The 25,338-nt window shown below is 70.0% G+C and carries 18 protein-coding genes; 12 read left to right on the forward strand and 6 right to left on the reverse strand.

The window, feature by feature from the left end; genetic code table 11:
- Window positions 1-185: 185 nt before the first annotated feature.
- From DMP23_RS04070 to DMP23_RS04080, 3 genes are all read left to right on the forward strand, one after another.
- Window positions 186-1,385 carry a thiolase family protein gene (locus DMP23_RS04070; protein WP_037819076.1) on the forward strand — a complete coding sequence of 400 codons (1,200 nt, stop codon included), beginning with the start codon at window positions 186-188 and terminating at the stop codon, window positions 1,383-1,385.
- Window positions 1,385-3,493 carry a 3-hydroxyacyl-CoA dehydrogenase NAD-binding domain-containing protein gene (locus tag DMP23_RS04075; protein ID WP_337820208.1) on the forward strand — a complete coding sequence of 703 codons (2,109 nt, stop codon included), beginning with the start codon at window positions 1,385-1,387 and terminating at the stop codon, window positions 3,491-3,493. Before DMP23_RS04070 ends, DMP23_RS04075 begins: the two co-directional genes overlap by 1 nt.
- 143 nt (window positions 3,494-3,636) lie before the next feature.
- Window positions 3,637-5,250 carry a PHP domain-containing protein gene (locus tag DMP23_RS04080; protein ID WP_337820209.1) on the forward strand — a complete coding sequence of 538 codons (1,614 nt, stop codon included), beginning with the start codon at window positions 3,637-3,639 and terminating at the stop codon, window positions 5,248-5,250.
- A 50-nt stretch (window positions 5,251-5,300) separates the two neighbouring features.
- Here DMP23_RS04080 and DMP23_RS04085 read toward each other — a convergent pair whose 3' ends face one another.
- Genes DMP23_RS04085 through DMP23_RS04095 form a run of 3 tightly spaced genes read right to left on the reverse strand, consistent with a single transcriptional unit; the run spans window position 5,301 to window position 8,637 of the window.
- Window positions 5,301-6,425, reverse strand: a complete 1,125-nt coding sequence (locus DMP23_RS04085) for a sensor histidine kinase (protein ID WP_337820210.1) — start codon at window positions 6,423-6,425, stop codon at window positions 5,301-5,303.
- A complete protein-coding gene (locus DMP23_RS04090) occupies window positions 6,422-7,093 on the reverse strand; it encodes a response regulator transcription factor (protein ID WP_009075614.1) in 672 nt (223 codons plus the stop codon). The genes DMP23_RS04085 and DMP23_RS04090 overlap by 4 nt, the downstream gene beginning before the upstream one ends.
- A 59-nt stretch (window positions 7,094-7,152) precedes the next feature.
- Complete coding sequence (locus tag DMP23_RS04095) at window positions 7,153-8,637, reverse strand: PucR family transcriptional regulator (RefSeq protein ID WP_337820211.1); 1,485 nt, start codon at window positions 8,635-8,637, stop codon at window positions 7,153-7,155.
- Between the two features lie 107 nt (window positions 8,638-8,744).
- Between DMP23_RS04095 and DMP23_RS04100 the strand changes: the two genes are divergently transcribed.
- The 5 genes from DMP23_RS04100 to DMP23_RS04120 are packed head-to-tail and all read left to right on the forward strand — an operon-like array spanning window position 8,745 to window position 15,637.
- Complete coding sequence (locus tag DMP23_RS04100; RefSeq protein WP_336158296.1) at window positions 8,745-10,196, forward strand: sodium:solute symporter; 1,452 nt, start codon at window positions 8,745-8,747, stop codon at window positions 10,194-10,196.
- The gene (gene speB, locus DMP23_RS04105) at window positions 10,193-11,146 is read left to right on the forward strand and encodes an agmatinase (RefSeq protein WP_337820212.1); all 954 of its coding nucleotides are present in this window, start codon (window positions 10,193-10,195) and stop codon (window positions 11,144-11,146) included. Before DMP23_RS04100 ends, speB begins: the two co-directional genes overlap by 4 nt.
- Complete coding sequence (locus DMP23_RS04110) at window positions 11,143-12,786, forward strand: thiamine pyrophosphate-binding protein (RefSeq protein ID WP_337820213.1); 1,644 nt, start codon at window positions 11,143-11,145, stop codon at window positions 12,784-12,786. The genes speB and DMP23_RS04110 overlap by 4 nt, the downstream gene beginning before the upstream one ends.
- Window positions 12,783-14,189, forward strand: coding sequence for an aminobutyraldehyde dehydrogenase (locus DMP23_RS04115; RefSeq protein WP_337820214.1), 1,407 nt, complete (start codon window positions 12,783-12,785; stop codon window positions 14,187-14,189). Before DMP23_RS04110 ends, DMP23_RS04115 begins: the two co-directional genes overlap by 4 nt.
- A complete protein-coding gene (locus DMP23_RS04120) occupies window positions 14,189-15,637 on the forward strand; it encodes a purine-cytosine permease family protein (protein WP_337820215.1) in 1,449 nt (482 codons plus the stop codon). The genes DMP23_RS04115 and DMP23_RS04120 overlap by 1 nt, the downstream gene beginning before the upstream one ends.
- On the opposite strand, the gene DMP23_RS04125 is transcribed toward DMP23_RS04120, so the two are convergent.
- Together DMP23_RS04125 and DMP23_RS04130 are read right to left on the reverse strand one after the other, a co-directional pair.
- On the reverse strand, window positions 15,603-16,466 hold the full coding sequence (locus DMP23_RS04125) for a LysR family transcriptional regulator (RefSeq protein WP_337820216.1): 864 nt from the start codon (window positions 16,464-16,466) through the stop codon (window positions 15,603-15,605). The genes DMP23_RS04120 and DMP23_RS04125 overlap by 35 nt on opposite strands.
- A gap of 55 nt (window positions 16,467-16,521) precedes the next feature.
- Window positions 16,522-17,148 (reverse strand): cupin domain-containing protein, encoded by a 627-nt coding sequence (locus tag DMP23_RS04130; RefSeq protein ID WP_337820217.1) that lies wholly within the window; start codon window positions 17,146-17,148, stop codon window positions 16,522-16,524.
- 167 nt (window positions 17,149-17,315) lie between these two features.
- Here DMP23_RS04130 and DMP23_RS04135 point away from each other — a divergent pair, with 167 nt between their 5' ends.
- Entirely contained in the window at window positions 17,316-17,948 is a 633-nt protein-coding gene (locus tag DMP23_RS04135) for a hypothetical protein (RefSeq protein ID WP_337820218.1), read from the forward strand.
- 335 nt (window positions 17,949-18,283) lie between these two features.
- Here the strand turns inward: DMP23_RS04135 and dxs are convergent, their stop codons facing one another.
- Window positions 18,284-20,200, reverse strand: a complete 1,917-nt coding sequence (dxs, locus tag DMP23_RS04140; protein WP_337820219.1) for a 1-deoxy-D-xylulose-5-phosphate synthase — start codon at window positions 20,198-20,200, stop codon at window positions 18,284-18,286.
- 209 nt (window positions 20,201-20,409) lie between these two features.
- Between dxs and DMP23_RS04145 the strand changes: the two genes are divergently transcribed.
- Genes DMP23_RS04145 through DMP23_RS04155 form a run of 3 tightly spaced genes read left to right on the forward strand, consistent with a single transcriptional unit; the run spans window position 20,410 to window position 24,987 of the window.
- Window positions 20,410-21,879: an aldehyde dehydrogenase family protein gene (locus DMP23_RS04145; protein ID WP_134666443.1), complete on the forward strand. Its 1,470-nt coding sequence runs from the start codon at window positions 20,410-20,412 to the stop codon at window positions 21,877-21,879.
- A gap of 31 nt (window positions 21,880-21,910) precedes the next feature.
- The gene (locus DMP23_RS04150; protein WP_337820220.1) at window positions 21,911-23,437 is read left to right on the forward strand and encodes an APC family permease; all 1,527 of its coding nucleotides are present in this window, start codon (window positions 21,911-21,913) and stop codon (window positions 23,435-23,437) included.
- Window positions 23,434-24,987: a GMC family oxidoreductase gene (locus DMP23_RS04155; protein ID WP_043838358.1), complete on the forward strand. Its 1,554-nt coding sequence runs from the start codon at window positions 23,434-23,436 to the stop codon at window positions 24,985-24,987. Before DMP23_RS04150 ends, DMP23_RS04155 begins: the two co-directional genes overlap by 4 nt.
- The last annotated feature ends 351 nt before the right edge of the window (window positions 24,988-25,338 follow it).

Consider the following 25,338-nt stretch of genomic DNA (forward strand, 5'->3'; position numbering starts at 1 on the left):
AGCCGTGGCCGGGTCGTCAGGGCCGCCCCGCGAACCCGGGAGTGTGCCGTCCCCCACTCGACCGGGCCACTCCCCTGGTTACCCACCGGTAACAAGGGCTAGGGTGCGGGACAGGAACACTCTCGACTTCAGGAGCATTCGTGGCCGCACCAGCAACGCCGCCGCTCGCGCCCACCGCGCGAGGGGTGCGCAATGTCGTCTTCGTCGAAGGGGTACGCACGCCCTTCGGCAAGGCGGGCGACAAGGGCATGTACGCCGGGACCCGGGCGGACGACCTCGTCGTCAACGCCATCCGCGAGCTGCTGCGGCGGCATCCGGAGCTGCCGCCCGAGCGCGTGGACGAGGTGGCGATCGCCGCGACGACGCAGATCGGCGACCAGGGCCTGACCATCGGCCGCACCGCCGCGCTGCTCGCCGGGCTGCCGAAGTCCGTGCCGGGCTTCGCGATCGACCGGATGTGCGCGGGCGCGATGACCGCGGTGACCACCACCGCGAGCGGCATCGGCTTCGGCGCGTACGACATCGCCATCGCGGGCGGCGTCGAGCACATGGGCCGCCACCCGATGGGCGAGGGCGTCGACCCGAACCCGCGGATCGTCGCGGACAAGCTGGTCGACCCGACCGCGCTCGTGATGGGCCAGACCGCGGAGAACCTGCACGACCGCTTCCCGGAGATCACCAAGGAGCGCACGGACGCGTTCGCCGCGCGCAGCCAGGAGCGCTACGCCGAGGCCGTGAAGACCGGCAAGATCGGGCCGGAGCTGGTTCCGGTGGCCACGCGCAGCAAGGAACTCGGCTGGGGCCTCGCGACCGAGGACGAGCCGCCGCGCCCGGGCACGACCGTCGAGCAGCTGGCGAAGCTGAAGACGCCGTTCCGCCCGCACGGCCGGATCACCGCGGGCAACGCGGCCGGGCTCAACGACGGCGCCACCGCGGCGATCCTCGCCGACGAGGACACCGCGCGCGAGCTGGGCCTGCCGATCGGGATGCGGCTGGTCGGCTACTCGTTCGCGGGCGTCGAGCCGGAGGTCATGGGCATCGGCCCGGTGCCTGCCACCGAGAAGCTGTTCAAGCGCACCGGCCTGTCCATCGACGACATCGGCCTGTTCGAGATCAACGAGGCGTTCGCGGTGCAGGTGCTCGCGTTCCTCGACCACTTCGGCATCGCCGACGACGACCCGCGGGTCAACCAGTGGGGCGGCGCGATCGCGTGCGGCCACCCGCTGGCCTCGTCCGGCGTGCGGCTGATGACGCAGCTGGCGCGCCAGTTCGCCGAGCGCCCCGACGTGCGCTACGGCCTCACCACGATGTGCATCGGCATCGGCATGGGCGGCACCGTGATCTGGGAAAACCCGGCCTACAACGGCTCTGAGGGGGCGAAGTAATGACTTTCACCGCTGAAGAGGCGAAGGCCGCGTTCCCGGACGAGGTGGTGACCAACGCGATCACCAACCTGGTCAAGGTCCCGGGGCTGGACAAGCCGGTCGCACTGATCACGTTGGACAACGGCCACGACCACACGCGGCCGAACACCTTCGGCCCGCAGGGTCTCGTCGCGCTGAACACCGCGCTGGACGAAGCGTTCGCCGCCGAGCCCGCCGCGATCGCGGTCACCGGCAAGCCGTTCATTTTCGCCGTCGGCGCGGACCTTTCCGGCGTCGAGGCGGTGTCGGACCCGAAGCTGGCGAGGGAGATCGCGCAGACCGGGCACGACGTGTTCCGCCGGCTCACCGAGTCGAAGATCCCGACGTTCGGTTTCGTCAACGGCGCGGTGATGGGCGGCGGGCTCGAACTCGCGCTGTCCTGCCACTACCGGACGCTGTCGGAGAACACCGCGGCGATCGCGTTCCCCGAGGTGTTCCTCGGCCTGTTCCCGGGCTGGGGCGGCACGCAGCTGCTGCCGAACCTGATCGGCCCGGACGCCGCCGTCACCGTGATCATCGAGAACGCGCTGGCGCAGAACAAGATGCTGAACGTGCGCAAGGCCGCCGAACTCGGCATCGTCGACGAGGTCTTCGGTTCCGCGGACTACCTCGAGCAGTCGCTGCTGTGGCTGGCCAAGGTGGTCAACGGCGAGATCACCCCGGCTCGCCGGGAAATCGACCGCGGCGCGGAGTGGGACGCGGCGATCGCGCGGGCCAAGTCCATCGTGGACGGTCGCACGCACGGTGCGTCGCCGGGCGCGACCAAGGCCGTCGAACTGCTGGAGCTGGCGCGGGAGAACGACCTCGACCGCGGTTACGCGGCGGAGACCGACGGGCTCGCCGAACTGCTGATGTCGGACGTGCTGCGGGCTGGGCTGTACTCGTTCAACCTGGTCAACAAGCGAGCGAAGCGGCCGGCCGGCGCGCCGGACAAGTCGTTGGCGCGCAAGGTGAACAAGGTCGGCATCGTCGGCGCCGGCCTGATGGCCAGCCAGCTGGCGCTGCTGTTCGTGCGCCGCCTCAAGGTGCCGGTGGTGCTCACCGACGTCGACCAGGCGCGCATCGACAAGGGCGTCGCGTACGTCCACGAGGAGATCGACAAGCTTCTGGCCAAGAAGCGCGTGTCCCCGGACGGCGCGAACCGGCTGAAGGCTCTGGTCACCGGCTCGCTCGACAAGGCCGCGTTCGCCGACGCGGACTTCGTGATCGAGGCCGTGTTCGAAGAGCTGGGCGTGAAGCAGCAGGTGTTCGCCGAGCTGGAGCAGCACGTCTCCCCCGAGGCGATCCTGGCCACGAACACCTCGTCGCTGTCCATCACCGCGATGGCGTCGAAGCTGCAGCACCCGGAGCGCGTGGTCGGTTTCCACTTCTTCAACCCGGTGGCCGTGCTGCCGCTGCTGGAGATCGTGCGCGGCGAGAAGACCGACGACGCGGCGCTGGCGACGGCGTTCTCGGTCGGCAAGCAGCTGAAGAAGTCGAGCGTGCTGGTGAAGGACGCGACGGCGTTCGTCGTGAACCGGCTGCTGCTGCGCTTCCTCGGCGAGGTGCTGGTGGCGGTGGACGAGGGCACGCCGTTCGACGTGGCCGACTCCGCGCTGGAACCGCTCGGCCTGCCGATGTCGCCGCTGAACCTGATGCAGCTCGTCGGCCCGGCGATCGCGCTGCACGTCGGCGAGACGCTGCACGGCTCGTTCCCGGACCGCTTCACCGTGAGCGAGAACCTGGACAAGTTCGTGAAGGCGGGCAAGAAGGGCGTCTGGACCTGGGACGCGACCGGCACGCCGTCGGTCGACCCGGAGGTCGCCGCACTGTGGACGCAGGGCGACCAGCCGTCCACCGCCGAGCAGGTCCGCGACCGCGCGCTGAACGCGATCGCCGAAGAGGTCCGGATCATGCTCGACGAGGGCGTGGTCGCGGAGGCCCAGGACATCGACCTGTGCCTGATCCTCGGCGCGGGCTGGCCGTTCTGGCTGGGCGGCATCACGCCGTACCTCGACCGGGCGGGCGTCTCGGAGCGGGTCAACGGGAAGCCGTTCCTGTCCCAGGGCGTCGCTTCGGTTCCGGCGTAACGCCTAGGCGGAGCCGCCCTGTTCCGCAGGGCGGCTCCGCCGTGAACCCGGACACACCGAGCGCTTCGTGACCTTCTGAGCACCAGCCGTTCACCGCTGCCCCATAGCGTCCTGCCGAATCATCGGAGCAGGTCAGGAGCAGGATGAACAGCACGAACCCGGACGGCGTCGGCCGTCGCGGATTCCTCAAGCGCGCGGGACTGGCCGGCGCGGTCGCGGCCGGGGTCCCGGTGCTGGCCTCGGGCCAGGCCGACGCGGCGGGCCTCGATCTGGGCCTCGACCTCGGGATCGATCTCGACTGGCTGTTCGGCCGCCGCTACCAGTGGGTCGTCGGCGATCACCACACGCACAGCCAGTACTCGTACGACGCGATGTACACCATCGACCGGATCGCGTCCGGCGCGCGCGAGCACGGCGCGAAGTGGATCGTTTTCACTGATCACGGGCACGCGACGCACGAGAAGTCGTCGGTGGAGCCGACCAGCCGCGACGTGCTCGCCGCGCAGCGGAGGCATCCGGATCTGCTGCTGTGGCAAGGCATGGAGTGGAACGTGCCGGGCGCGGAGCACGCGACGCTGTTCTTCCAGGCCGGACGCGACCAGGCCACCGTGCTGCGCGAGTTCGAGCGCGGCTTCGACTGGCGGCTGACGGGTTCCGAATCGTCCAGCCCGGAGCACGAAGCGTTGGCGCTCAAGGGTTTGCGGTGGCTCGCTGAGCAGGAACGCAAGCGCCGGATCCACGCACCGGTCGTGCTGATCAACCACCCGCTGCGCAACGGCCGCGTGTCGCCGCACGAACTGCGCAACTACCGCGACACCGCGCCCGGAATCGTGATCGGCATGGAAGGCGCGCCCGGCGCGCAGGCCGACGGATTCCCCAAGCCGCAAGGCAATGGTGGTGCGCGAGGCGGCTACGCCAACAACCCCGGTGCGGACTCGTGGCCCGGCTTCCCGGCCGAGGCGTACCGCACGTTCGGCGGCTGGGACTGGACCACGGCGAAGGTCGGCGGGCTGTGGGATTCCCTGCTGGCCGAAGGAAAACCGTGGTGGATCACCACGAACTCCGATTCGCACTACAACCGCGGCGACCAGCTGGTGCGCCCGGCGGTGCCGGACGGCTGGTACGAGCAGACCGGCAAGTACCCGGACCCGGTCGACAGCGGGGTCCCGCAATTGTCCGCGCCGTACGCGGATTTCTACCCCGGAGAGTTCAGCCGCACCGTGGTCGGCGTGTCCCGGCCGGGCTTCGAGGGCGTGCTGGAAGGCCTGCGCGCGGGCCGGATTTGGCTGTCCCACGGCGGTTTGGTGCAGCAGCTGGAAGTCGGCGTGCACGGCAGCGGCGACTGCGCGACGTTCGGCGGACGGCTGCGCGTGCGCCGGGGCTCGACGGTGACGGTCGTGGTTTCCGCGGTGACCACGTACCGGCCGAACGGGTCAGGTTCGGTGCCGCGCCTCGGCCGGCTGGACCTGATCTCGGGCCCGGTCACCGGCCCGGCGGCGGATCGCGACACGATAACTGCGCCGGGTACGCGAGTGGTCGAGTCGTTCACACCTTCGCGCGGCTACGCGGGACGGCGGGTGACGTTCAAGCACACGTTCCGCAACGTACGGGAGCCGTTCTACGTCCGGGTGCGCGGAACGGACGGGAAGCGGCACGTCGCGGGCGGGATCGAGCCGGCGATGGACGTGATCGGGCAGGCGAATCCGTACGAAGACCTGTGGCTGTACGGGAACCCCACGTTCGTCGACGTCCACTGACGTCGTGGGTGGCTAGACCGGTTCTCACCGGCCTAGCCACCCACGAGCCGCTACACCGACGGCAGCCGCACCGTCACCGCCAGCCCGCCGCCGACCACTGGCTCCGCGGACACCGTCCCTCCGTGGGCCTGCACCGCCGCCCGCACGATCGAAAGTCCCAGTCCCGCACCGGAACGCGCCGTCCGGGCCACCCCGGCGCGGCGGAACGGCTGGAACAGTTCCGGCACCGCCGCCGGGTCCAGCAGCCCGCCCGACGAACGCACCCGCAGCGTCGACCATTGCGCGCCCGGCTCGGTCGTCACCTCGATCCAGCCGCCGTCGACGTTGTGCCGCACCGCGTTCTCGACCAGGTTCCCGGCGATCCGTTCCAGCAAGGCCGAATCCCCGATCGCGGGCGAGGGCTGCATCGCGAAATCCGCGCGCAGGCCGCGTTGTTCAGCCTCGCCGCGGACCGCGGACCAAGCCCGTTCCACGAGCACGGTCAGGTCGACCAGTTCCCGCGTCACCAGCCCGGCTCCGTCGGTCCTGGCCAGCAGCAGCAACGAATTCACCAGCTGTCCCGCCCGGTTCGTCGCGTCCAGCACGACCCCGGCCATCCGGCGGAATTCGGCCTCGTCGGCGTGTTCGTCGGACAGCGTGACGTCCAATTCCGCGCGGATCACCGACAGCGGCGTGCGCAATTCGTGGCTCGCGTTGGCGACGAAATGCCGCTGCGAATCGAACGCGTCCTGGAGCCGGTCGAGCATGTCGTCGAATGTCCGCGCCAGCTCGGCCAGTTCGTCGCGCGAGCGGATCTCGCCGATGCGCTCCCCCATCGACTCGATCGACAGCCGCCGCGCGGTCCCGGTGATCTCGCGCAGCGGCCGCAGCACGCGAGACGTGAACGTCCAGGCGAGGATCGCCGCCGCGGCCACCACGAAACAGAACGCCAGCGAACCGAAGATCAGCACCCGGGTGACCGCGTGCTGACGCAGGTGCTGCGCGAGCGTGGACGCGTCCACGTCGATGCCGTCGACCCGCACGATGGTGCCCGGCGGCATGTGCGGCACGGCGTCGACGGCGTCGCCGACGAGCGTCCACGCCAGCCACAGCAGCAGCAACCCCGCCGCGGCGACCAGGACGGTCGCCAGGACGGTGACGCGCACCCGCAGGCTGCGGGCGCCGGGAAGCTTCACTCGGAACCGGCGACCGACACCCGGTAGCCCGAGCCGACCACGGTCTCGATGATGCCCGGTTCGCCGAGCTTCTTGCGCAAGGTCATCACGGTGACCCGGACCGTCGTGGTGAACGGGTCGGCGTTCTCGTCCCACACCCGTTCGAGCAGTTCCTCGCTGCTGACCACGGATCCGCCGGCGGACAGCAGCACCTCGAGCACGCCGAACTCCTTGCGGGTCAGCTCGACCGGCCCGCTCGCGCGCCGGACGGTGCGCTTCGCCGGGTCCAGCTCGACGTCGCCCGCGGTGAGCAGCGGCGGCGCGGCGGGCGTCGCGCGGCGGCCCAGCGCCCGCACGCGCGCGACCAGCTCCGGGAACGCGAACGGCTTGGCGAGATAGTCGTCCGCGCCCAGGGACAGCCCGTCCACCCGGTCGGACACCGAACTGCTCGCGGTCAGCATCAGCACGCGCGTCAGCTCGCCGGACGTCACGATCTCGCGGCACAGGTCGTCGCCGGACATCCCCGGCAGGTCGCGGTCGAGCAGCACCACGTCGTACCGCGTGACGGACGACTTCTCGTGCCCGTCGTCGCCCGTGAGCGCGATGTCGACGGCCATGCCTTCCCGCCGCAGCCCGCGGGCGATCGCGTCGGCCAACGGCTCTTCGTCTTCGACTACCAGAACTCGCACCAGACCACAATCCCATAGTTTCCTGAGAGCACCTGAGAAGCCTTAGTGGACACTCGCGTTCAGCCCCACCGCAACGCGAACCACAGCCGCATCCGCGTTTCCGGGTCGGCCAGCTCGACGCCCAGCGCCCGTTCCACCTGCCCGATCCGGTGCCGCACGCTGTTGCGGTGCACGCCGAGTTCGGCGGCGGTCCGGTCCCAGCTTCCGTGGTTCGCCAGCCACGTCCGCAGCGTCGGCACCAGTTCGCGGCTGTGCGCGCGATCCAGTTCTCGCAGCGGGGCCAGCAGACGTTCGGCGAACGCGCCTGCCGCGGCGGGCGGGATCAGTTCGTCGAAGCCGAGCGGGTCGGCGCTGGCGGCCAGCGGACGGGCCAGCGCGCGGGCGCGGGCGAGCAGCAGTTCGGTTTCCGCGACGGCGGCGGGCAGGTCCGCGGCGGGGTGCGGCGGGCTGGCGACCGCGAGCCAGCCGTGTTCCAGAAGCCCGTCCAGGTCGCTGGGTTCGCCTGCGATGGCGTAGAAGCGGGGGCCGGGCAGGACCTGGACCAGCGGGGTGTCGAGGCGGGCGCGCAGCCAGTCCGGCCGCCGGGCGAGTGCGTCCGGGCCCTTTCGGTGGGCGATTCCGGCGACGAGCCGGGCTTGATCGCTGCCGACGACTCCGGCGAGCGCATCCGCGCCGGGACCGCCGAGCAGCAACGCTGTCGCTGCGGCACCGAGTTCCGCGCTGTCCGATCCGGCGCGGCCGACGAGGCCCAGCAGTGCCGCACCGACGGCCAGGATCGCCCGGTCTCCGCTGTCGAACCGTTGCGCCCGGCCGACCACGACCAGGTGCGCGGCGGTCGCCTGCGGATAGACCGGCTGCGCGACAACATGGGTGCCGTCCGGCAATTCAGTAGAGGCGATGCGGATTCCGGAGCGAGCGCGCAAGGTCGCGAGCAATTCCTTCACCGGCGACGGCAACGGCTGCGGCGCGTCGTAGCCCGCCGCCAGTACGTCCCCGGAGCCGACCATCGCGACCCACCCGCGCAAGCGTCCGGCGAGCGCGGCGACCAACTCCCCCAGGCCGCCGCCAGCGGCTCGCGTCAGCGCTTCGCGACCTTCCGCCAGTCGCCGTTCTTCGTGCCGCCCCGCCTCCGCGAGCGCGACCGCGACGGCGCGGTTGATCGCCAGGAACGGCGTCGCGGGCGGCACCACCAGCAGCGGCAGGCCGTGATCCGCGCAGGCGTCGCGCAGTGAGGACGGCAGAGTTTCCGAGACCGTCGGGGTGAGGCCGAAGCCGAGCGCGGTGACGCCCGCGTCGCGCAGCCCTCGGACGTACCGGTCGGTGTCCTTCGGCAGGTTCACGCCCGCGGTCAGCACGAGTTCGGCGCCCACCAGGTACGGCGCGGGGTCGGCCAGTTCGCTCACGTGCGCCCACCGCACCGGCCGGTCCAGCGCGCCCGGGCGGAGCGTTTCGGGCACGACGTCGAGCGCCAGCTCCGGGTTGCCCGCGACGGTGCGTAGTGGGACTGTCACCTCCGCGGGCAACAGCACGTCCTGGTGGGTCATTTCAACCAATCTCCGACGAAGTCCTGGATACATCGTCCCATGCCGCCGCGGGGTCGCCCGACCCTACGGTGTCCCGCAAGAACCCCACCCCGTTTCGAGGAGGACCCGTGGGCGGCGACTATGCGGTGATCGCGCTGTACATCGCGGGCATGATCGGGGTCGGCTGGATCGGCCTCCGGCTGGCCAAGACCAAATCCGACTACCTGGTCGCCGGACGGCGGCTCGGCTGGTTCATGTACTCCGGCACGATGTCGGCCGTCGTGCTCGGCGGCGCGTCGACCGTCGGCGGCGTGAAGCTCGGCTACACCTACGGCATCTCCGGCGCGTGGCTGGTGATCACGATCGGCGTCGGAATCCTCGTGCTGCACGCGGTTTTCGCGCGGCGGCTGGTGAAACTGCGCGTCTACACCGTCGGCGAGATGCTCGACCTGCGCTACGGCGGCCGCGCGAGCGCGGTGTCCGGCGCGGTGATGTGGGGCTACACGCTGATGCTCACGGTCACCTCGACGCTGGCGTTCGCGTCGATCTTCAAGGTGCTGTTCTCGATCCCGAGCTGGGCCGGGATCGCGATCGGCGGGTCGATCGTGGTGCTGTACTCGGTGCTGGGCGGCATGTGGTCGATCACGCTGACCGACATCGCGCAGTTCGTGATCAAGACGATCGGCATCCTGTTCGTGCTGCTGCCGGTCGCGCTCGTCTCGGCGGGCGGTTTCAGCGGGATGGCCGAGAAGCTGGACGCGTCGTACTTCGAGTTCACCTCGATCGGCGGCGAGACGATCCTGACCTACTTCCTGATCTACACGTTCGGGTTGCTGATCGGGCAGGACATCTGGCAGCGCGTGTTCACCGCGCGCACGCCGCGCGTCGCGACCGGCGGCGGCGTCATCTCCGGCGTGTACTGCCTCGTCTACGGCATCGCGGGCGCGCTGATCGGTACGGCGGCGAAGGTGCTGTACCCAGACCTCGGCAGCGCGCAGGACGCCTTCGCCACCATCGCCGAACGGCTCCTGCCCACCGGCGTACGCGGCCTCGTGCTCGCTGCGGCGCTGTCGGCGCTGATGTCGACTTCGAGCGGCGCGCTCATCGCGTGCGCCACCACGACGACTTCGGACCTGTTCCGCAAGATCGGCCTTAAGAGTGGCGAGGTCTTGCGTAACCGAGTGACGACACTTGTGCTGGGCATCGTGGCCATCGGTATCGCAATGCTCGTGGACGACGTCGTCAACGCGCTCACCATCGCGTACGACATCCTCGTCGGCGGCCTTCTCGTCACGATCGTCGGCGCGCTGTTCTGGAAGCGCGGCACTCGCGAAGGCGCGTACACGTCGATGGTGGCCGGCACGGTGTCCGTCATCGCCTTCATGATCATCGACGGTGTCGCGGCCAACAGTCCGATTTATTGGGGCCTCGGCGTCAGCCTGGTCGTGTACGTCGGCGTCAGCCTCGCGACACCGCGTACGCCGGACAGCATTCTTTCCGTGTGGACAAGCCGTCTCCACGGTTCCGAAGCCGCTGAAGATCTCAGCGCATCCGAAACCCGACAGGAGTTGACCCAGTGAGTGAACAGCGTCCGGTCGGCCCGCTCGACTCGTCGCAGATCCCGCGCTTCGCCGGCTTCGCGACCTTCGCGCGGCTGCCGCGGATCGACGAAGTGCCGAGCGCCGACGTAGCCGTGGTCGGCGTGCCGTTCGACTCTGGCGTGTCCTATCGCCCCGGCGCGCGGTTCGGTCCTTCGGCGCTTCGCGAGGCGAGCCGGCTGCTGCGGCCCTACCACCCGGGTCTGGACGTTTCGCCGTTCGCGGAGAAGCAGGTCGTCGACGCCGGCGACATCGCGGTCAACCCGTTCCACATCGGCGAAGCGATCGAGAAGCTGCAGCAGGAAGCCGAAGCGCTTACGGCGGGCGAGACGAAGCTCGTGACGGTCGGCGGCGACCACACCATCGCGCTCCCGCTGCTGCGCGCGGCGGCGAAGAAGCACGGTCCCGTTGCACTGCTTCACTTCGACGCTCACCTCGACACCTGGGACACCTACTTCGGCGAGCCGTACACGCACGGCACGCCGTTCCGTCGCGCGGTCGAAGAGGGCATCCTCGACACCAGCGCCGTGTCGCACGTGGGCACGCGCGGTCCGCTGTACGGCAAGCGCGACCTTGAAGAAGACCGTCGCCTCGGCTTCGGCATCGTCACCTCCGGCGACGTACTGCGCTGCGGCATCGACGAGACCGTGGACGCGCTTCGCCAGCGCATCGGCGACCGTCCGCTGTACGTCTCCGTGGACATCGACGTGCTCGACCCCGCGCACGCGCCCGGCACCGGCACCCCCGAAGCGGGCGGCATGACCAGCCGCGAACTGCTGGAGATCCTGCGCGGCCTGCGCGGGCTCAACCTGGTCGGCGCGGACGTCGTGGAGCTGGCCCCGGCCTACGACCACGCCGAGATCACCGCTGTCGCTGCTTCGCACGTCGCTTACGACCTGGTCAGCCTGCTGGCGCTGGGACGCGACGCATGACCCGGATCGGCGGCGACGTTGTCGTAGAGACGCTGCGGGCGCTCGGTGCGGACACCGTGTTCGGCCTGCCCGGACAGCACGCGCTCGGCCTGTTCGAAGCCCTGCGCCGCGCTGAAGACGTGCGCGTGGTCAGCTCTCGGGTAGAGAACAATCTCGCCTTCGCCGCGGACGGCCACGCGCGCGCCCGGCTCGCCGCCGATCCGCACGGCCCGGTGCCGGTCACGCCGATGATCGTGTCGACCGGCCCCGGCGCGCTGCTCACGCTGGCGTCGCTGCAGGAATCGCGCGCGGCCTCGGTGCCGGTGCTCGGCATCTCCAGCCAGGTCCCGGTCGCCGGGCTCGGCGGCGGACGGCACGGCTACCTGCACGAACTCACCGACCAGCAGGCCAGCTTCCGGGACGTCGCGAAGTCGGTGCACGTGGTCCGGTCGATCAGCCAGATCCCGACCGCGCTGCGCGAGGCGTGGGAATCCGCCGCGACCGCGCCGTACGGGCCGGTGTGGGTGGAAATCCCGCAGGACGTGCTGCTCGCTGAGACGATCCTGCCGCAGCTGACGTCAGTGACCACGGCTCCGGCTCCCCTCGAACCGTTGCCGGAGCTGGTGGCCGAAGCCGCGAAACTCCTTGACGCAGCGAAGAATCCGGTGATCCTCGCCGGTGGCGGCGCACTGCGTTCGGGGGCGCACGAGGAACTGCGCCAGCTCGCCGAAACGCTGCGCGCACCGGTGGTGTCGACGTTCGGCGGCAAGGGCGTTTTCGCCTGGGACCACGAGCTGTCCGCGCAATCGTGGATGGAAGACTGGCACACCACGGAATTCCTCTCCGCCGCCGACGTCCTGCTGGTGCTCGGCTCCGGGCTGGGCGAGCTGTCCAGCAACTACCGCGAGTTCGCGCCGCGCGGCCAGGTCGTGCAGGTGGAAGCGGATCTCGGGAAGCTGGAGTCGAACTACCCCGCGCTCGGGCTGCACGCCGATGTCCGGCACACCCTTCGCGCACTGCTCGGCCAGCTCACGCCGCGCACCCCGGACGGCCGCGCCGAAGCCGCGGTGAAGGATCTGCTCGCGCGCGTCGAGTCCAGGTTGGACAGTCAGCCGCTCACGCTCGAACGGAAGCTGATCGACGACATCCGTGCCGCGCTTCCCGAAGGCACGCAAACCTTCTGGGACATGACCATCGCGGCCTACTGGGCGTGGTCGGTGTGGAATCCGGACGGCGCGCCGATTCATACCGCGCAAGGTGCGGGCGGGCTCGGCTACGGCCTTCCCGGCGCGCTCGGCGCTGCTGCGGCAGGCGTCCGGTCGCTGGCCGTGTCCGGCGACGGCGGCGCGATGTACGGACTGGCCGAACTGGCCACCGCCGTGCAGCACCAGCTCGACGTGACCTGGCTGGTCGTCGACGACGGCGGCTACGGCATCCTCCGCGAGTACCTCACCGGCGCGTTCGGCCAGACCACCGCGACCGAACTGCCGCGACCGGATTTCGTCGCGCTCGCCGAATCATTCGGCATCCCCGCCCGAAAGACCACTGTGGACAGTGTCCGCACGGATCTCGCCGACGCGCTGCGCACGCCGGGACCGTCGGTCGTCGTGCTTCCCGCGCTGCTGAAGATGTTCGCCCCAACCCATTTGGAGCATTCATGACCCACGTCCGCAACTTCGTCGGCGGCGCCTTGGTCGACACGCCCGACACCGAGGCGACCCTCGAACTGACCAATCCGGCCACCGGCAAGGTCTTCGGCACGAGCGTCATTTCCCGGCGGAACGAAATCGACCTCGCGATGGAGTCGGCGGCGCGCGCGTTCCGGTCGTGGCGGCGCAGCACGCCCGCGCAGCGTCAGGAAGCGCTGCTCAAGATCGCCGACGCGCTGGAAGCCCGTGCGGAAGAGTTCGCCGACGCCGAGGTCCGCGAGACCGGCAAGGTCCGTTCGGTCATGCTGGACGAGGAAATCCCGGAATGCGTGAGCACGCTGCGGTTCTTCGCCGGCGCCGCGCGGCAGCTCGAAGGCACCGGCGCGGGCGAGTACCTGCCCGGGCACACGTCGGTGATCCGCCGCGAGCCGATCGGCGTGTGCGCGCAGATCGCGCCGTGGAACTACCCGCTGATGATGGCCGTGTGGAAGATCGGCCCGGCGCTCGCCGCGGGCAACACCGTGGTGCTCAAGCCGGCGGAAACCACGCCGTCCACCGCGGTGCTGCTGGCCGAAGCCGCGGCGGAATTCCTGCCGCCGGGCGTGTTCAACGTCGTGTGCGGCGACCGGGAAACCGGCCGCGCGCTGGTCCGGCACCCGCATACCGACCTGGTGTCCATCACCGGCTCGACGCGCGCCGGCATCGACGTGGCCACCGTCGCCGCGGCCGATCTCAAGCGCACCCACCTGGAACTGGGCGGCAACGCTCCCCTGCTGGTCTTCCCGGACACCGACCTCGCCGACACCGCCGAGCGGATCGCCGACGCCGCGTTCTACAACGCCGGGCAGGACTGCACCGCGGGCAGCCGCGTGCTGGTGCACGAGAGCGTCCACGACGAATTCGTTGCCGCGCTGGCGAAAACGGCCGCCACCCGCCGTCCGGACGTCGACTACGGCCCGCTCAACAGCCGCGCCCAGCTCGACCGCGTGCTCGGTCTGCTGGAGCGGCTGCCGTCGCACGCCCGCGTCGAAACCGGCGGCACCGCGCCCGGACCGGGCTTCCAGCTCGCGCCGACCGTCGTGTCCGGCCTCCGCCAGGACGACGAACTGGTGCAAGAGGAAGTCTTCGCGCCGGTGATCACCGTCCAGCCGTTCGCCGACGAGACGGAAGCGCTGGAGCTGGCCAACGGGGTCCCGTACGGGCTGGCTTCTTCGGTCTGGACGAACGACGTCGCCCGCGTCGCACGGGTGTCGCGCGACCTCGATTTCGGCTGCGTGTGGGTGAACACGCACGGCCCGCTGACCGCCGAGATGCCGCACGGCGGGTTCGGCCACTCCGGGCACGGCAAGGACCTTTCGGCGTACTCGTTCGCCGAGTACACCCGGGTCAAGCACGTGATGACGAGGTTCGAGTGATGAGCGACAAAGTCACCGAGGTCGAACAGCACGGCATCGCCCCGATCCCGCCCGCCGAGCAGACGTCCCGGCCGCGCGACCTGTTCCGGCTCGCGTTCGGCGGGGCCAACACGTTCGCCACGATCATCCTCGGCACGCTGCCGATCGCGTACGGGCTGAGCTTCTGGGCGGCGCTCGCGGCGACCGTCGTGGGCGTGGTGCTCGGCGCGCTCGTGCTGTCTCCGATGGCTTTGTTCGGCCCGGTCACCCGCACCAACAACGCGGTTTCGTCCGGCGCGCACTTCGGCGTGGTCGGCCGGTGCGTCGGCTCGTTCCTGTCGCTGCTCACCGCGATCACCTTCTTCGCGATCTCGGTGTGGGTGAGCGGCGACGCGGTAGCCGGTGCGGCACAACGGCTTTTCGGCATCGACGGTGGTCCTGTGCTGCGCGCTGTCGCCTACGGCGTGATCGCGATCGCCGTTCTCGTCGTGTGCATTTACGGCTACCGCTTCATGCTCCTGGTCAACCGTGTCGCGGTAACGCTGGGCACGCTCATCATGCTGGTGGGGATCTTCGCCTACGGCGGCTCGTTCGACCCGTCGTTCGCCGGCAGCGGCAACTTCGCCCTCGGCGGCTTCTGGCCGACGTGGATCCTCGCCGTGCTGACCGTGATGGCGAACCCGATCTCGTTCGGCGCGTTCCTCGGCGACTGGTCGCGCTACATCCCGGCCACCCACTCGCGCCGCTCGCTGCTGGCCGCGCCGTTCCTCGCCCAGCTGGCGACGCTGCTGCCGTTCGGCTTCGGCATCGCGACCGCGCCCCTGGTCGCCGACCCGGCCGACTACGTCACCGGCCTGACCGCGATTTCCCCGCTCTGGTACGCGATCCCGCTGATCGTGGTCGCGCTGATCGGCGGGCTGTCCACCGGCACCACCGCGCTGTACGGCACCGGACTGGACTTCAGCTCGATCTTCCCGCGCCTGTCCCGCGTGCGGGCGACGCTGCTGATCGGGACGCTCAGTGTGCTGTTCATTTTCGTCGGCAATTTCGTGCTCGACATGGTGTCCAGCATCAACGCCTTCGCGACGCTGATCGTGCTGTGCACGTCGCCGTGGATGGTGATCATGATGATCGGCTACGTGCAACGTCGCGGCTACTACGACCCGGCCGACCTGCAAGTGTTCAACGAGGGCCGCACCGGCGGACGATACTGGTTCCACCGAGGCGTCAACTGGCGCGCGATGGCGGCCTGGATCCCTGCCACCGGGCTGGGCCTGCTGTGCGCGAACACGCCGATGATCACCGGACCGCTGGCAGGCATCGCGGGCGGGGTGGACATCAGCCTGGTGGTGACGCTGTGCACGGCAGCGGTGGCGTATCCGGTGCTGGTGAAGGTGTTTCCGGAGCCTCGGGAGGTTTTCGGGCCCTCGACGGCTATCGCTGCGGAAGCGGTGGTTGCCGAAGCGTGAGCGGCGGGCGGCTCCACTGTGCGGACAGGATCGCCTCCGCCAGCGCCGCCGCCGAACCCCGCGCCGTTCCCCGGTGGCTCAGCACGAACGTCACCGATCCCGGATCGGGCAGGCCCGCGATCGGGACCAGCCCGTCCGGGACCACGGATTCCGCGAACAGGCCCACGCCGAGCCCGGCTTCGAGCGCGACACGCAGGCCGTTCAGCCGTTCGCTGACGCAGCCGATCCGCCACTGGACACCGTTGCGGCGCAACGCGGTCAGCGCGCGGGCGCGGGTGACGCTCGGCTCCGGGTAGAGGACCAGCGGCACCGGCTCTCCCGGGATCAACTCCAGCCCGGACGCGCCCACCCACACGAGCGGGTCGCGTCGCACGCCCTGTCCGGAATCGCGTTTGGCGAGCACCAGATCGAGGTCTCCGTCGGCGAGCCGGGAATGCAGCACCTCGCTCAGCTCGACCGACAGTTCGAGATCGATCCCCGGATGCGCGCCGCGGAACCGGCCGAGGACGTCCGCGGCGTGGCCGAGCAGGAAGTCCTCGCACACCCCGAACCGGACCCGCCCGCGCGGGCCCGGCCGGGAAAAATAGCGGAGTGCGCGGTCCTGCTGGTCGAGGATGCCGCGGGCGAAGCCGGTCATCGTCTCGCCGTCGCCGGTGAGGCGCACGCTGTGCGTGTCGCGCTCGAACAGCACGCAACTGAGCGCCGTTTCGAGGCGGCGGACGTGCTGGCTCACCGTCGACTGCCCGAGATCCAGCCTGCGGGCGGCTTCGGAGAACCCGCCCGCCTCGGCAACCGCGAGAAAAGTGCGCAGCAGCACCGGATCGATCACTACTCCGGAGTACCACTCTCGGTGTGCGACCGTGCACCAGGTGTGTCCACTGCCACTACCGGCGGCGGGTGATCACCACCGGCTTGAGATCCTTCGGCACCGCGGCGAACGCGGACACCGGAACCCCGAACGAGGCGGCGAGGATCTCGCGCGGCAGCGAGTTCAGCGTCCCGACGATGCCGATGTCGTCGTTCGGCTCGCCGGTGCTGGTGTTGAACATGACGAGCACATCCAGCCCCTCGGTGTTGCTGGAATTCGCGAAGTAGTGAAAGAATCCCTGCGGCGCGAAGACGAGTTCCCCGGCTGCCGCACTGAAAACCGCATTGTGGTAACTGCCATCCTCGTGCGTCCCGAGAATGCTCCAGTCCGCCCTGCCGGAAATGATGTAGTTCAACTCCCACGCGGACGGATGCCAATGCGGCTCGCGCACGCCGCCGGGGTCGAGATGCACCAGATACACCGAACCCTGCTGACCTGCCAATACCGGGAAGTTCTTCTCGTGAGCCCCGCGCAACGTCCCGCCGTCGTGGACGGCAGGCGCGGATTTGGCGAGCGGGAAAACGTACGTCGGTTTCGCTGGTTTCTCCGTGCTCGCCCGCGCGGTCCCGCTCGCCCCGAGCGCGGTCGCCGCAGCGATTCCGGCACCTGCCCCGAGCGCGCCACGCCTGCTGATTTCCGACATTCTCTCCACCTTTCCCATAACCTGCTTCCCCTGAGTCTTCCGGGAACGCGGAAAACGGAAAGAGCCCAGCGCGGATCACAGCTATCGCGCGCAGCGATGACCAAACACGGTACCCGCGCGGGACAGTTGTGGGAGGATCCCGGAAACCCCGGTCCTGGAGGCGATTCGTGACGTTCGCAGTCGGCATCTTCGACTTGTTCAGCTTCGCCGTGCCCGGAGCGGTCCAGTTGTCGCTGCTGGTCTACGTACTCGACCGGCTGGGCGTGCTGCACGTCGCCGCACTGACGTCCGCACCGGGCGCACTGCTGGTCGCCGGCGCAGTCGTAGCCAGTTACTTGCTCGGACACCTCTTCCACCCCCTGGCCGCACAACTGGAGCGGCTCCGCCCCCGCCGGGACGCGGAGGCCGCGCAGCAGGAGTTCGTCGCCCAGGTTCCGCAGGCACGCGACCGCGCTTACGTCCAGTCCAACCCGGCGCTGCTCGTCGCCGCGGCTGAACTGCACGACAAGGACGCGGCGGGAGAAATCGTCCGAATGCGCGCGCAGTCGGTAATGCTGCGCAACATCGCCTTCGCGTTCGCGCTGGCCGCGGTGGTCGCGCTCGTCCAAACCGCGACGGGGCCGCACCGGGTGATCGCCGCCGGAGCCGCCGCGCTTTCGCTGCTCGGGGCGGCCGGGGCGCTGGGCAGCAGCCGGAAGGTCTGGCACATGTCGCGGATCAAGACGCTCGAGATTTGCTACTGGATCCCGGACATTGACCAGACCTTCGCTGCCGAAGTCCCGGTCGCTGCTGCTGAGTAATGAGCGCGGCGGGTTCCTGCGCCGGGGACCCGCCGTTCAAGCGCGAGGCTTTCGCTCCTGCCCCACTGCGCTCGGGCTCGCGGCTGGTCCTTCGCGTTTCTGCCGTGTCAGCCGCCAGCCGACCCCGGAGCCCACTCTGCTCAGACGCGCAGCTTCTCCCCGCCGCTCCCGGCAAGTCGGCACCGAGTGCCGACTCCGGCCCCACTCCGTTCAGGCGCGCTTGTCTCCCGCGGTCCCTCCGAGCCAGTGCCGACCCGAAGCCCACTTTGCTCAAGCGCGCCCTACCTCCGCGCTCCCGCCAAGCCAGCAGCCAGCCGCCCCGGAGCCCACTCCGCTCAGGCGCGCGGCTTCTCTCCCGCGGTCTCCTCCACATCGGCACCCAGCCGACCCGACGCCCACTCCGTGATCCGCCGCGCCACGTCCTGGGCGGTCAGGCCGATCCGGTCCAGCACCTCCGCGCGGGTTCCGTGGTCGTGGAACGCCTGCGGCACCGCGAGGTCGCGCAGCGGGACGTCGCACTCGGCGTCGCGCAGCACCGCCGCCAGGGCCGAGCCGAAGCCGCCGTGGCGGCCGCTGTCCTCGACTGTCACCACGAGTTTGTGCTGCTCAGCCAGCGCGACCAGCTCCGCGGGCACCGGGACCACCCAGCGCGGGTCGGCGACCGTCACGCCGATGCCCTGGTCCGCCAACCGGTCCGCGGCCGACAGGGCCAGCTGCGCGAACGGACCCACCGCGACCAGCAGGACGTCCGTCGAACCCGAGGGGCGGCGCAGCAGGTCGACCGTGCCGATGCGTTCCACCGCGGGCACGTCCGCGCCGACGCTGCCCTTCGAAAACCGCAGCGCGGTCGGGCCGTCTTGTACCGCGACCGCTTCGCGCAGTTCCTCGCGCAGCGTTCCCGGGTCGCGCGGCGCGGCCACCCGCATTCCCGGCACCATGCCCAGCAGCGACAGGTCCCACATGCCGTGGTGGCTCGGGCCGTCCGGTCCGGTGATGCCCGCGCGGTCCAGCACGAACGTCACCGGCTGGCGGTGCAGCGCGACGTCCATCAGGACCTGGTCGAACGCCCGGTTCAGGAACGTCGAGTACAGCGCGACGACCGGGTGGCAGCCGCCCATCGCGAGGCCCGCCGCGGACGTCACCGCGTGCTGTTCGGCGATGCCGACGTCGAACCAGCGGTCCGGGAAGCGCTCGGAGAACTTCTCCAGCCCGGTCGAGCGCAGCATCGCGGCGGTGATCGCCACGACGTCCTCGCGCTCCTCGCCGATCTTCGCCAGCTCGTCGCCGAACACGCCGGTCCAGCTCGGGCCCTTCACCGGCGGCAGGCCGGTCTCCGGGTCGATCGGGTCGGTCTGGTGCATCTGGTCGGCCTGGTGGTTCACCGCGGGCGCGTAGCCGTGGCCCTTCTCGGTGACCACGTGCACGATCACCGAACCGCCGAACGCCCGGGCGCTCTGGAACGCCTTCTCCAGCGCGACCAGGTCGTGGCCGTCGACCGGGCCGAGGTACTTCAGGCCGAGGTCGGAGAACATCACCTGCGGGCTCAACGCATCCTTAATGCCCGCCTTAGCCGCGTGCAACGCCGCGTAGATCGGCTTGCCCACCACCGGGGTGCTGCGCAGCAGTTCGCGACCGCCGTCCAGCAGCCGCTCGTAGCCCGGCTGCAGCCGCAGCGACGCCAGGTGGTCGGCCATCCCGCCGATGGTCGGCGAGTACGACCGGCCGTTGTCGTTGACCACGATCACGACCGGGCGGTCCTTGCGCCCGGCGATGTTGTTGAGCGCTTCCCAGCACATGCCGCCGGTGAGCGCGCCGTCGCCGACCACCGCGATCGCGTGCCTGCGCGGGCCGCCGGACAGCTCGAACGCCTTCGCCATGCCGTCCACATAGGACAGCGCGGCGGACGCGTGGCTGTTCTCCACCAGGTCGTGCTCGCTTTCGCCGCGGCACGGGTACCCGGTGGGTCCGCCCTGCTGGCGCAGCTTGTCGAAGTCGCCGTGCCGCCCGGTGACGATTTTGTGCACGTACGCCTGGTGCCCGACGTCCCACACGATCGCGTCGCGCGGCGAGTCGAACACGCGGTGCAGCGCCAGCGTCAGCTCGACGACGCCCAGGTTGGGACCGAGGTGCCCGCCGCTGCGGCGGACCTTGTCCACGAGGAAGTCCCTGATCTCGGCCGCCAGCTCCCCGAGGTCCTCGACGCTCATGCGCTTCAGGTCCGCCGGTCCGTGCACCGAGTCCAGCATGGTCACCGCTCCACCCCGTCCGTCTCTTCCTCCGCCGGTTCCGGCCAGTCTACGGACGGCCGCCACCTCGGTCCGGCCGCCCGCGTCCCGGATCACAGCTCCGGCGGAAACGCAACTCCACGAGCGGGGAAGATCACGAGGCCGGTCAGTCAAGTCGCGGTCACCCCGCGTGGCCGTGATAATCCCGGACGGACCCCCGAGCTCGAGAGGACCCCATGGCGGACTTGTACATCGGCGGCGAATGGGTGGACGCGCGTGCGGGAGGGCGGCGCGAGATCCGGTGCCCCGCGGACGGCAGCCTGGTCGCCGAGGTCGCCGAAGCGACCGCGGAGGACACGGAGGCCGCCATCGCCGCGGCTCGCCGGGCGTTCGACACCGGACCCTGGCCGTCGACCCCGGCAGGCGAGCGCGGCAACCTGCTGCTGCGCGCGGCCGACCTGCTCGACCGCGACGCCGAGGAATTCGCCCGCGCCGAATCGCTCGACACCGGCAAACGCCTGGTGGAGAGCCGCTACGACATGAGCGACATCGCGGCTTGCCTGCGCTATTTCGGCAAGCTCGCGGGCAACGACGCGGGCCGGGTCGTGGACACCGGCAGCGCGGACTCGTTCAGCCGGATCGTGCACGAACCGGTCGGCGTCTGCGGCCTCATCACCCCGTGGAACTACCCGCTGCTGCAGACGGTGTGGAAGATCGCCCCGGCCCTGGCCGCGGGCAACACGTTCGTGCTCAAGCCGAGCGAGCTGACGCCGCACACCTCGATCCTGTTCATGCGGCTGCTCGCCGAGGCGGGGCTGCCCGGCGGGGTCGCGAACCTCGTGCTCGGCGCGGGTCCGTCGGCCGGTGCGCCGCTGTCGGAGCACCCGGACGTCGACCTCGTGTCGTTCACCGGCGGCCTGGCCACCGGACGGGTGATCGCGGCGAACGCGGCGGCGACGGTGAAGAAGGTCGCGCTCGAGCTCGGCGGCAAGAACCCGAACGTCGTGTTCGCCGACGCGGACTTCGAGACCGCTGTCGACTACGCGTTGACCGCGGTGTTCTTGCACTCCGGGCAAGTCTGCTCGGCCGGTGCGCGGCTGATCATCCAGCAGGAATGGCACGACAAATTCGTCGACGAGCTGGTGCGCCGCGCGGAGCGGATCCGCCTCGGCGGGCCGTTCGACGAGAACGCCGAGACCGGGCCGCTCATCTCCGCCGCGCACCGCGAGAAGGTGGAGCGCTACGTCGCCACCGCCATCGAGGAGGGCGCTGTCCTGCGCACCGGCGGCAAGCGTCCGGACGACCCGGCGCTGCAGGACGGCTTCTACTACCTGCCGACGATCCTCGACAACGTCCAGCAGGGCAGCACCGCGGTGGTCGAGGAGTCCTTCGGCCCGGTGCTGACCGTGGAGACGTTCACCGACGAGGACGACGCGGTCCGCATCGCCAACGACACCCACTACGGCCTGGCCGGCGGCGTGTTCACCCAGGACGCGGCCCGCGCCCAGCGCGTCGCGAACCGGCTCCGGCACGGCACGGTGTGGATCAACGACTACCACCCGTACCTGCCGCAGGCCGAATGGGGCGGCTACAAGCAGTCCGGCTTCGGCCGCGAGCTCGGCCCGACCGGCCTGGCCGAATACACCGAGGTCAAGCACATCCACCAGAACCTGAAGCCCGGCCCCCAGCACTGGTTCTCCGGCTGATCCCCCCTCCCCCACCGAAAGGACCGTGCCCTTGAGCGACACCGGCGACCGCGAACTCGGCGAATTCGGCTACACCAACCAGCTCAAGAGAACGCTCGGCAGTTTCCACACCTTCGCTGCCGGCATCAGCTACATCTCGGTGCTGACCGGGGTGTTCCAGCTGTCCTACCTCGGCCTGTCCGAGGGCGGACCGGCCTACTGGTGGTCCTGGCCCGCGGTGTTCGTCGGGCAGCTGATGGTGGCTCTCTGCTTCGCCGAACTGGCCGCGCAGTACCCGGTCGCCGGGTCGGTCTACAACTGGGCGAAGAAGCTCAGCAACCCGCACATCGCGTGGATGGCCGGCTGGATGATGCTGCTGGCCTCGATCGTCTCGATCTCCGCGACCGCGCTCGCCTACCAGCGGACGCTGCCGCAGATCACGTCGTTCTTCCAGTTCATCGGCGACGGCACGGGCACCAGCGACGCGGCCAACGGCGTGCTGCTGGCCACCGTGCTGATCGTGTTCACCACGCTGGTGAACGCGTTCGGCGTGAAGCTGATGGCCCGGATCAACAGCGCGGGCGTGTTCGTCGAGCTGCTGTTCGCGGTGCTGCTGGTGGTGTTCCTCGCCTTCCATTTCGTCCGCGGCCCGTCGGTGGTGACCCAGACGAACGGCACCGAGGCCGGGCATTCGTCGGGCTACCTCGGCGCGTTCCTGATCGCAGGCATCGCCTCCTCGTATGTGATGTACGGCTTCGACACCGCCGCCTCGCTCGGCGAGGAATCGCTGAACCCGCACCGCAACGCGCCGAAGGCGATCCTGCGCGCGCTGGTCGCCTCCTTCGTGCTGGGCGGGCTGATCATCCTGTTCGCGCTCATGGCGGTCGGCAACATCAACGCACCGGAACTCGGCACGGTCGGCCTGCAGTACGTGCTCACCGACGCGCTCGGCCCGGCGATCGGACGCGTGTTCCTGTTCGTCGTGTTCATCGCGATCACCGTGTGCGTGCTGGCGGTGCACACCGCGGCGATCCGGATCGCGTTCGCGATGGCACGGGACAACGCTCTGCCCGGCGGCCGGAAACTGGCGCGGGTCAACAAGAAGACCGGCACGCCGGTGCTGCCCGCGATCGTGATCGGCGTGCTCGCGGTCGCCCTGCTGGTGCTGAACATCAACTCCACGCAGATCTTCTCGGCCGTGACCAGCCTCGCGATCATCCTGATCTACCTGTCCTACCTCCTCGTGACTGTGCCGATGCTGATCCGCAGGCTGCGCGGGCGGTGGCCGCGCGAGGGCGCCCCGGCGGGCCGGTTCTCCCTCGGCCGCTGGGGTCTCCCGGTGAACGTGCTCGCGGTGCTGTGGGGCGGCGCGATGACGGTCAACCTGGCCTGGCCCCGCAACGAGATCTACAACGCTTCCCCGCCCTTCCACTGGTATCTGAAGTGGATTTCGGTGTTGTTCGTCGGCGTCTTCGCGGCCGGCGGCTTCGCCTACTACTGGTTCGTGCAACGGCACAAGGTCGGGGTGCTGGCGGACCACGCCGCCGCCCCGGCGCCCGATGAGGAGGTTTCCCGGTGAGCGCAAGCGAGTTCGACTACGTGGTGGTCGGCGGCGGAACGGCCGGATCGGTGGTGGCCGCCCGGCTGTCCGAGGATCCGGACGTGACCGTCTGCCTCCTCGAGGCCGGACCGTCCGACACGGACGTGCCGGAGGTGCTGGAGCTGACCCGCTGGATGGGTCTGCTGGAATCCGGGTACGACTGGGACTACCTGGTGGAACCGCAGGAGGCGGGCAACTCCTACCTGCGCCAGGCCCGCGCGAAGGTGCTCGGCGGCTGCTCGTCGCACAACTCGTGCATCGCCTTCTGGGCCCCGGCCGAGGACCTCGACGAGTGGTCCTCGATGGGCTTGCCCGGCTGGTCCGCCGCGGATGTTTTCCCGCTGTACCAGCGGCTCGAGACCAACGACGGCCCCGGCGACCACCACGGCCGCTCCGGCCCGGTCACCATCCGGTCGGTCCCGCCGAACGACCCGGCGGGCGCGGCCCTGCTGTCGGCGTGCGCCCAGGCGGGCATCCCGACGACGGAGTTCAACTCCGGCAAAACCGTCACCCACGGCGCGAACTGGTTCCAGATCAACGCCCGCGAGGACGGCACCCGGTCTTCGGCGTCGGTGTCTTATCTGCACCCGATCATGGGCAAGCGGCCGAACCTGGAAATCCGCACCGGCGCCCGCGCGAAACGGCTGCTGTTCGACGGCCGCCGCTGCACCGGCGTCGAGGTGCTGGACGCGGACCTCATCCACCACAGCACGATCACCGCGCGCCGCGAGGTCGTGGTCAGCTCCGGCGCGATCGACACGCCGAAACTGCTGATGCTGTCGGGCATCGGGCCCGCCGAGCACCTGCGCGAGGTCGGCGTGGAGGTGCTCGTGGACTCGCCGGGCGTCGGCTCGAACCTCGAGGACCACCCCGAGGGCCTGGTGATGTGGGACGCCCTGCAGCCGATGGTCACCGAATCCACGCAGTGGTGGGAAATCGGCATCTTCACCATGACCGAGGAGGGCCTGGACCGCCCGGACCTGATGTTCCACTATGGTTCGGTGCCCTTCGACATGAACACCGTCCGGCACGGCTACCCGACGACGGAGAACGGCTTCTGCCTCACGCCGAACGTGACGCGCAGCCGATCGCGGGGCACCGTGCGGCTGCGCACGCGCGACTTCCGCGACAAGCCCCGCGTCGACCCGCGGTACTTCACCGACGAGTACGACATGCGCGTGATGACCTACGGCGTGAAGCTCGCCCGCGAAATCGCCGCCCAGCCCGCCCTCGACGAATGGGCGGGCGTGGAACTCGCGCCGGGCCGCGACTGCACGACCGACGACGAGATCGCCGACTACCTGCGCAAAACGCACAACACCGTGTACCACCCGGCGTGCACGGCCCGGATGGGCGCGGACGGCGACCCCGAGGCGGTGCTGGACGAGCGGCTGCGGGTCCGCGGCGTCGAGGGCCTGCGGGTGGCCGACGCCTCGGTGATGCCGTTCCTCGTGACGGTGAACCCGTGCATCACGACGATGGCGATCGGCGAGAAGTGCGCGGACATGCTGAAGGAAGACCGGGGCTGACCTCTCGGCGGGTGGTGGTGTCCGATTAGGCCCCACCACCCGCTCGCCCCGGTTTGCCGGACTGGTCCGACGGCCAGTCACCAGAGCACGTGCCGCTGCCAGCATCGCGCGCAGAATCATGTCCACTCCTCGCCTCGTCTTCCGGCGGCTGCCGGAGCGCACCTTTTCCGATGCACATCAGGTCAGTCGCCAGCGAGAGCGCTGAGGTTCTCGAGTAACCGAATCGTTACCAACAGTCACCTTCGCCCGGTGCCGCACGAACCGCGGATTCCGTTGCACTGCAGCGAAATCGAAGGCAGAAAGCTGCCGAACGCCGAGTCAGGCCAGGTCCGCATCTGGCCTCGCGAGGGG

The organism is Amycolatopsis sp. A1MSW2902 (genome assembly GCF_017312175.1).
Lineage (GTDB): Bacteria > Actinomycetota > Actinomycetes > Mycobacteriales > Pseudonocardiaceae > Amycolatopsis > Amycolatopsis nivea.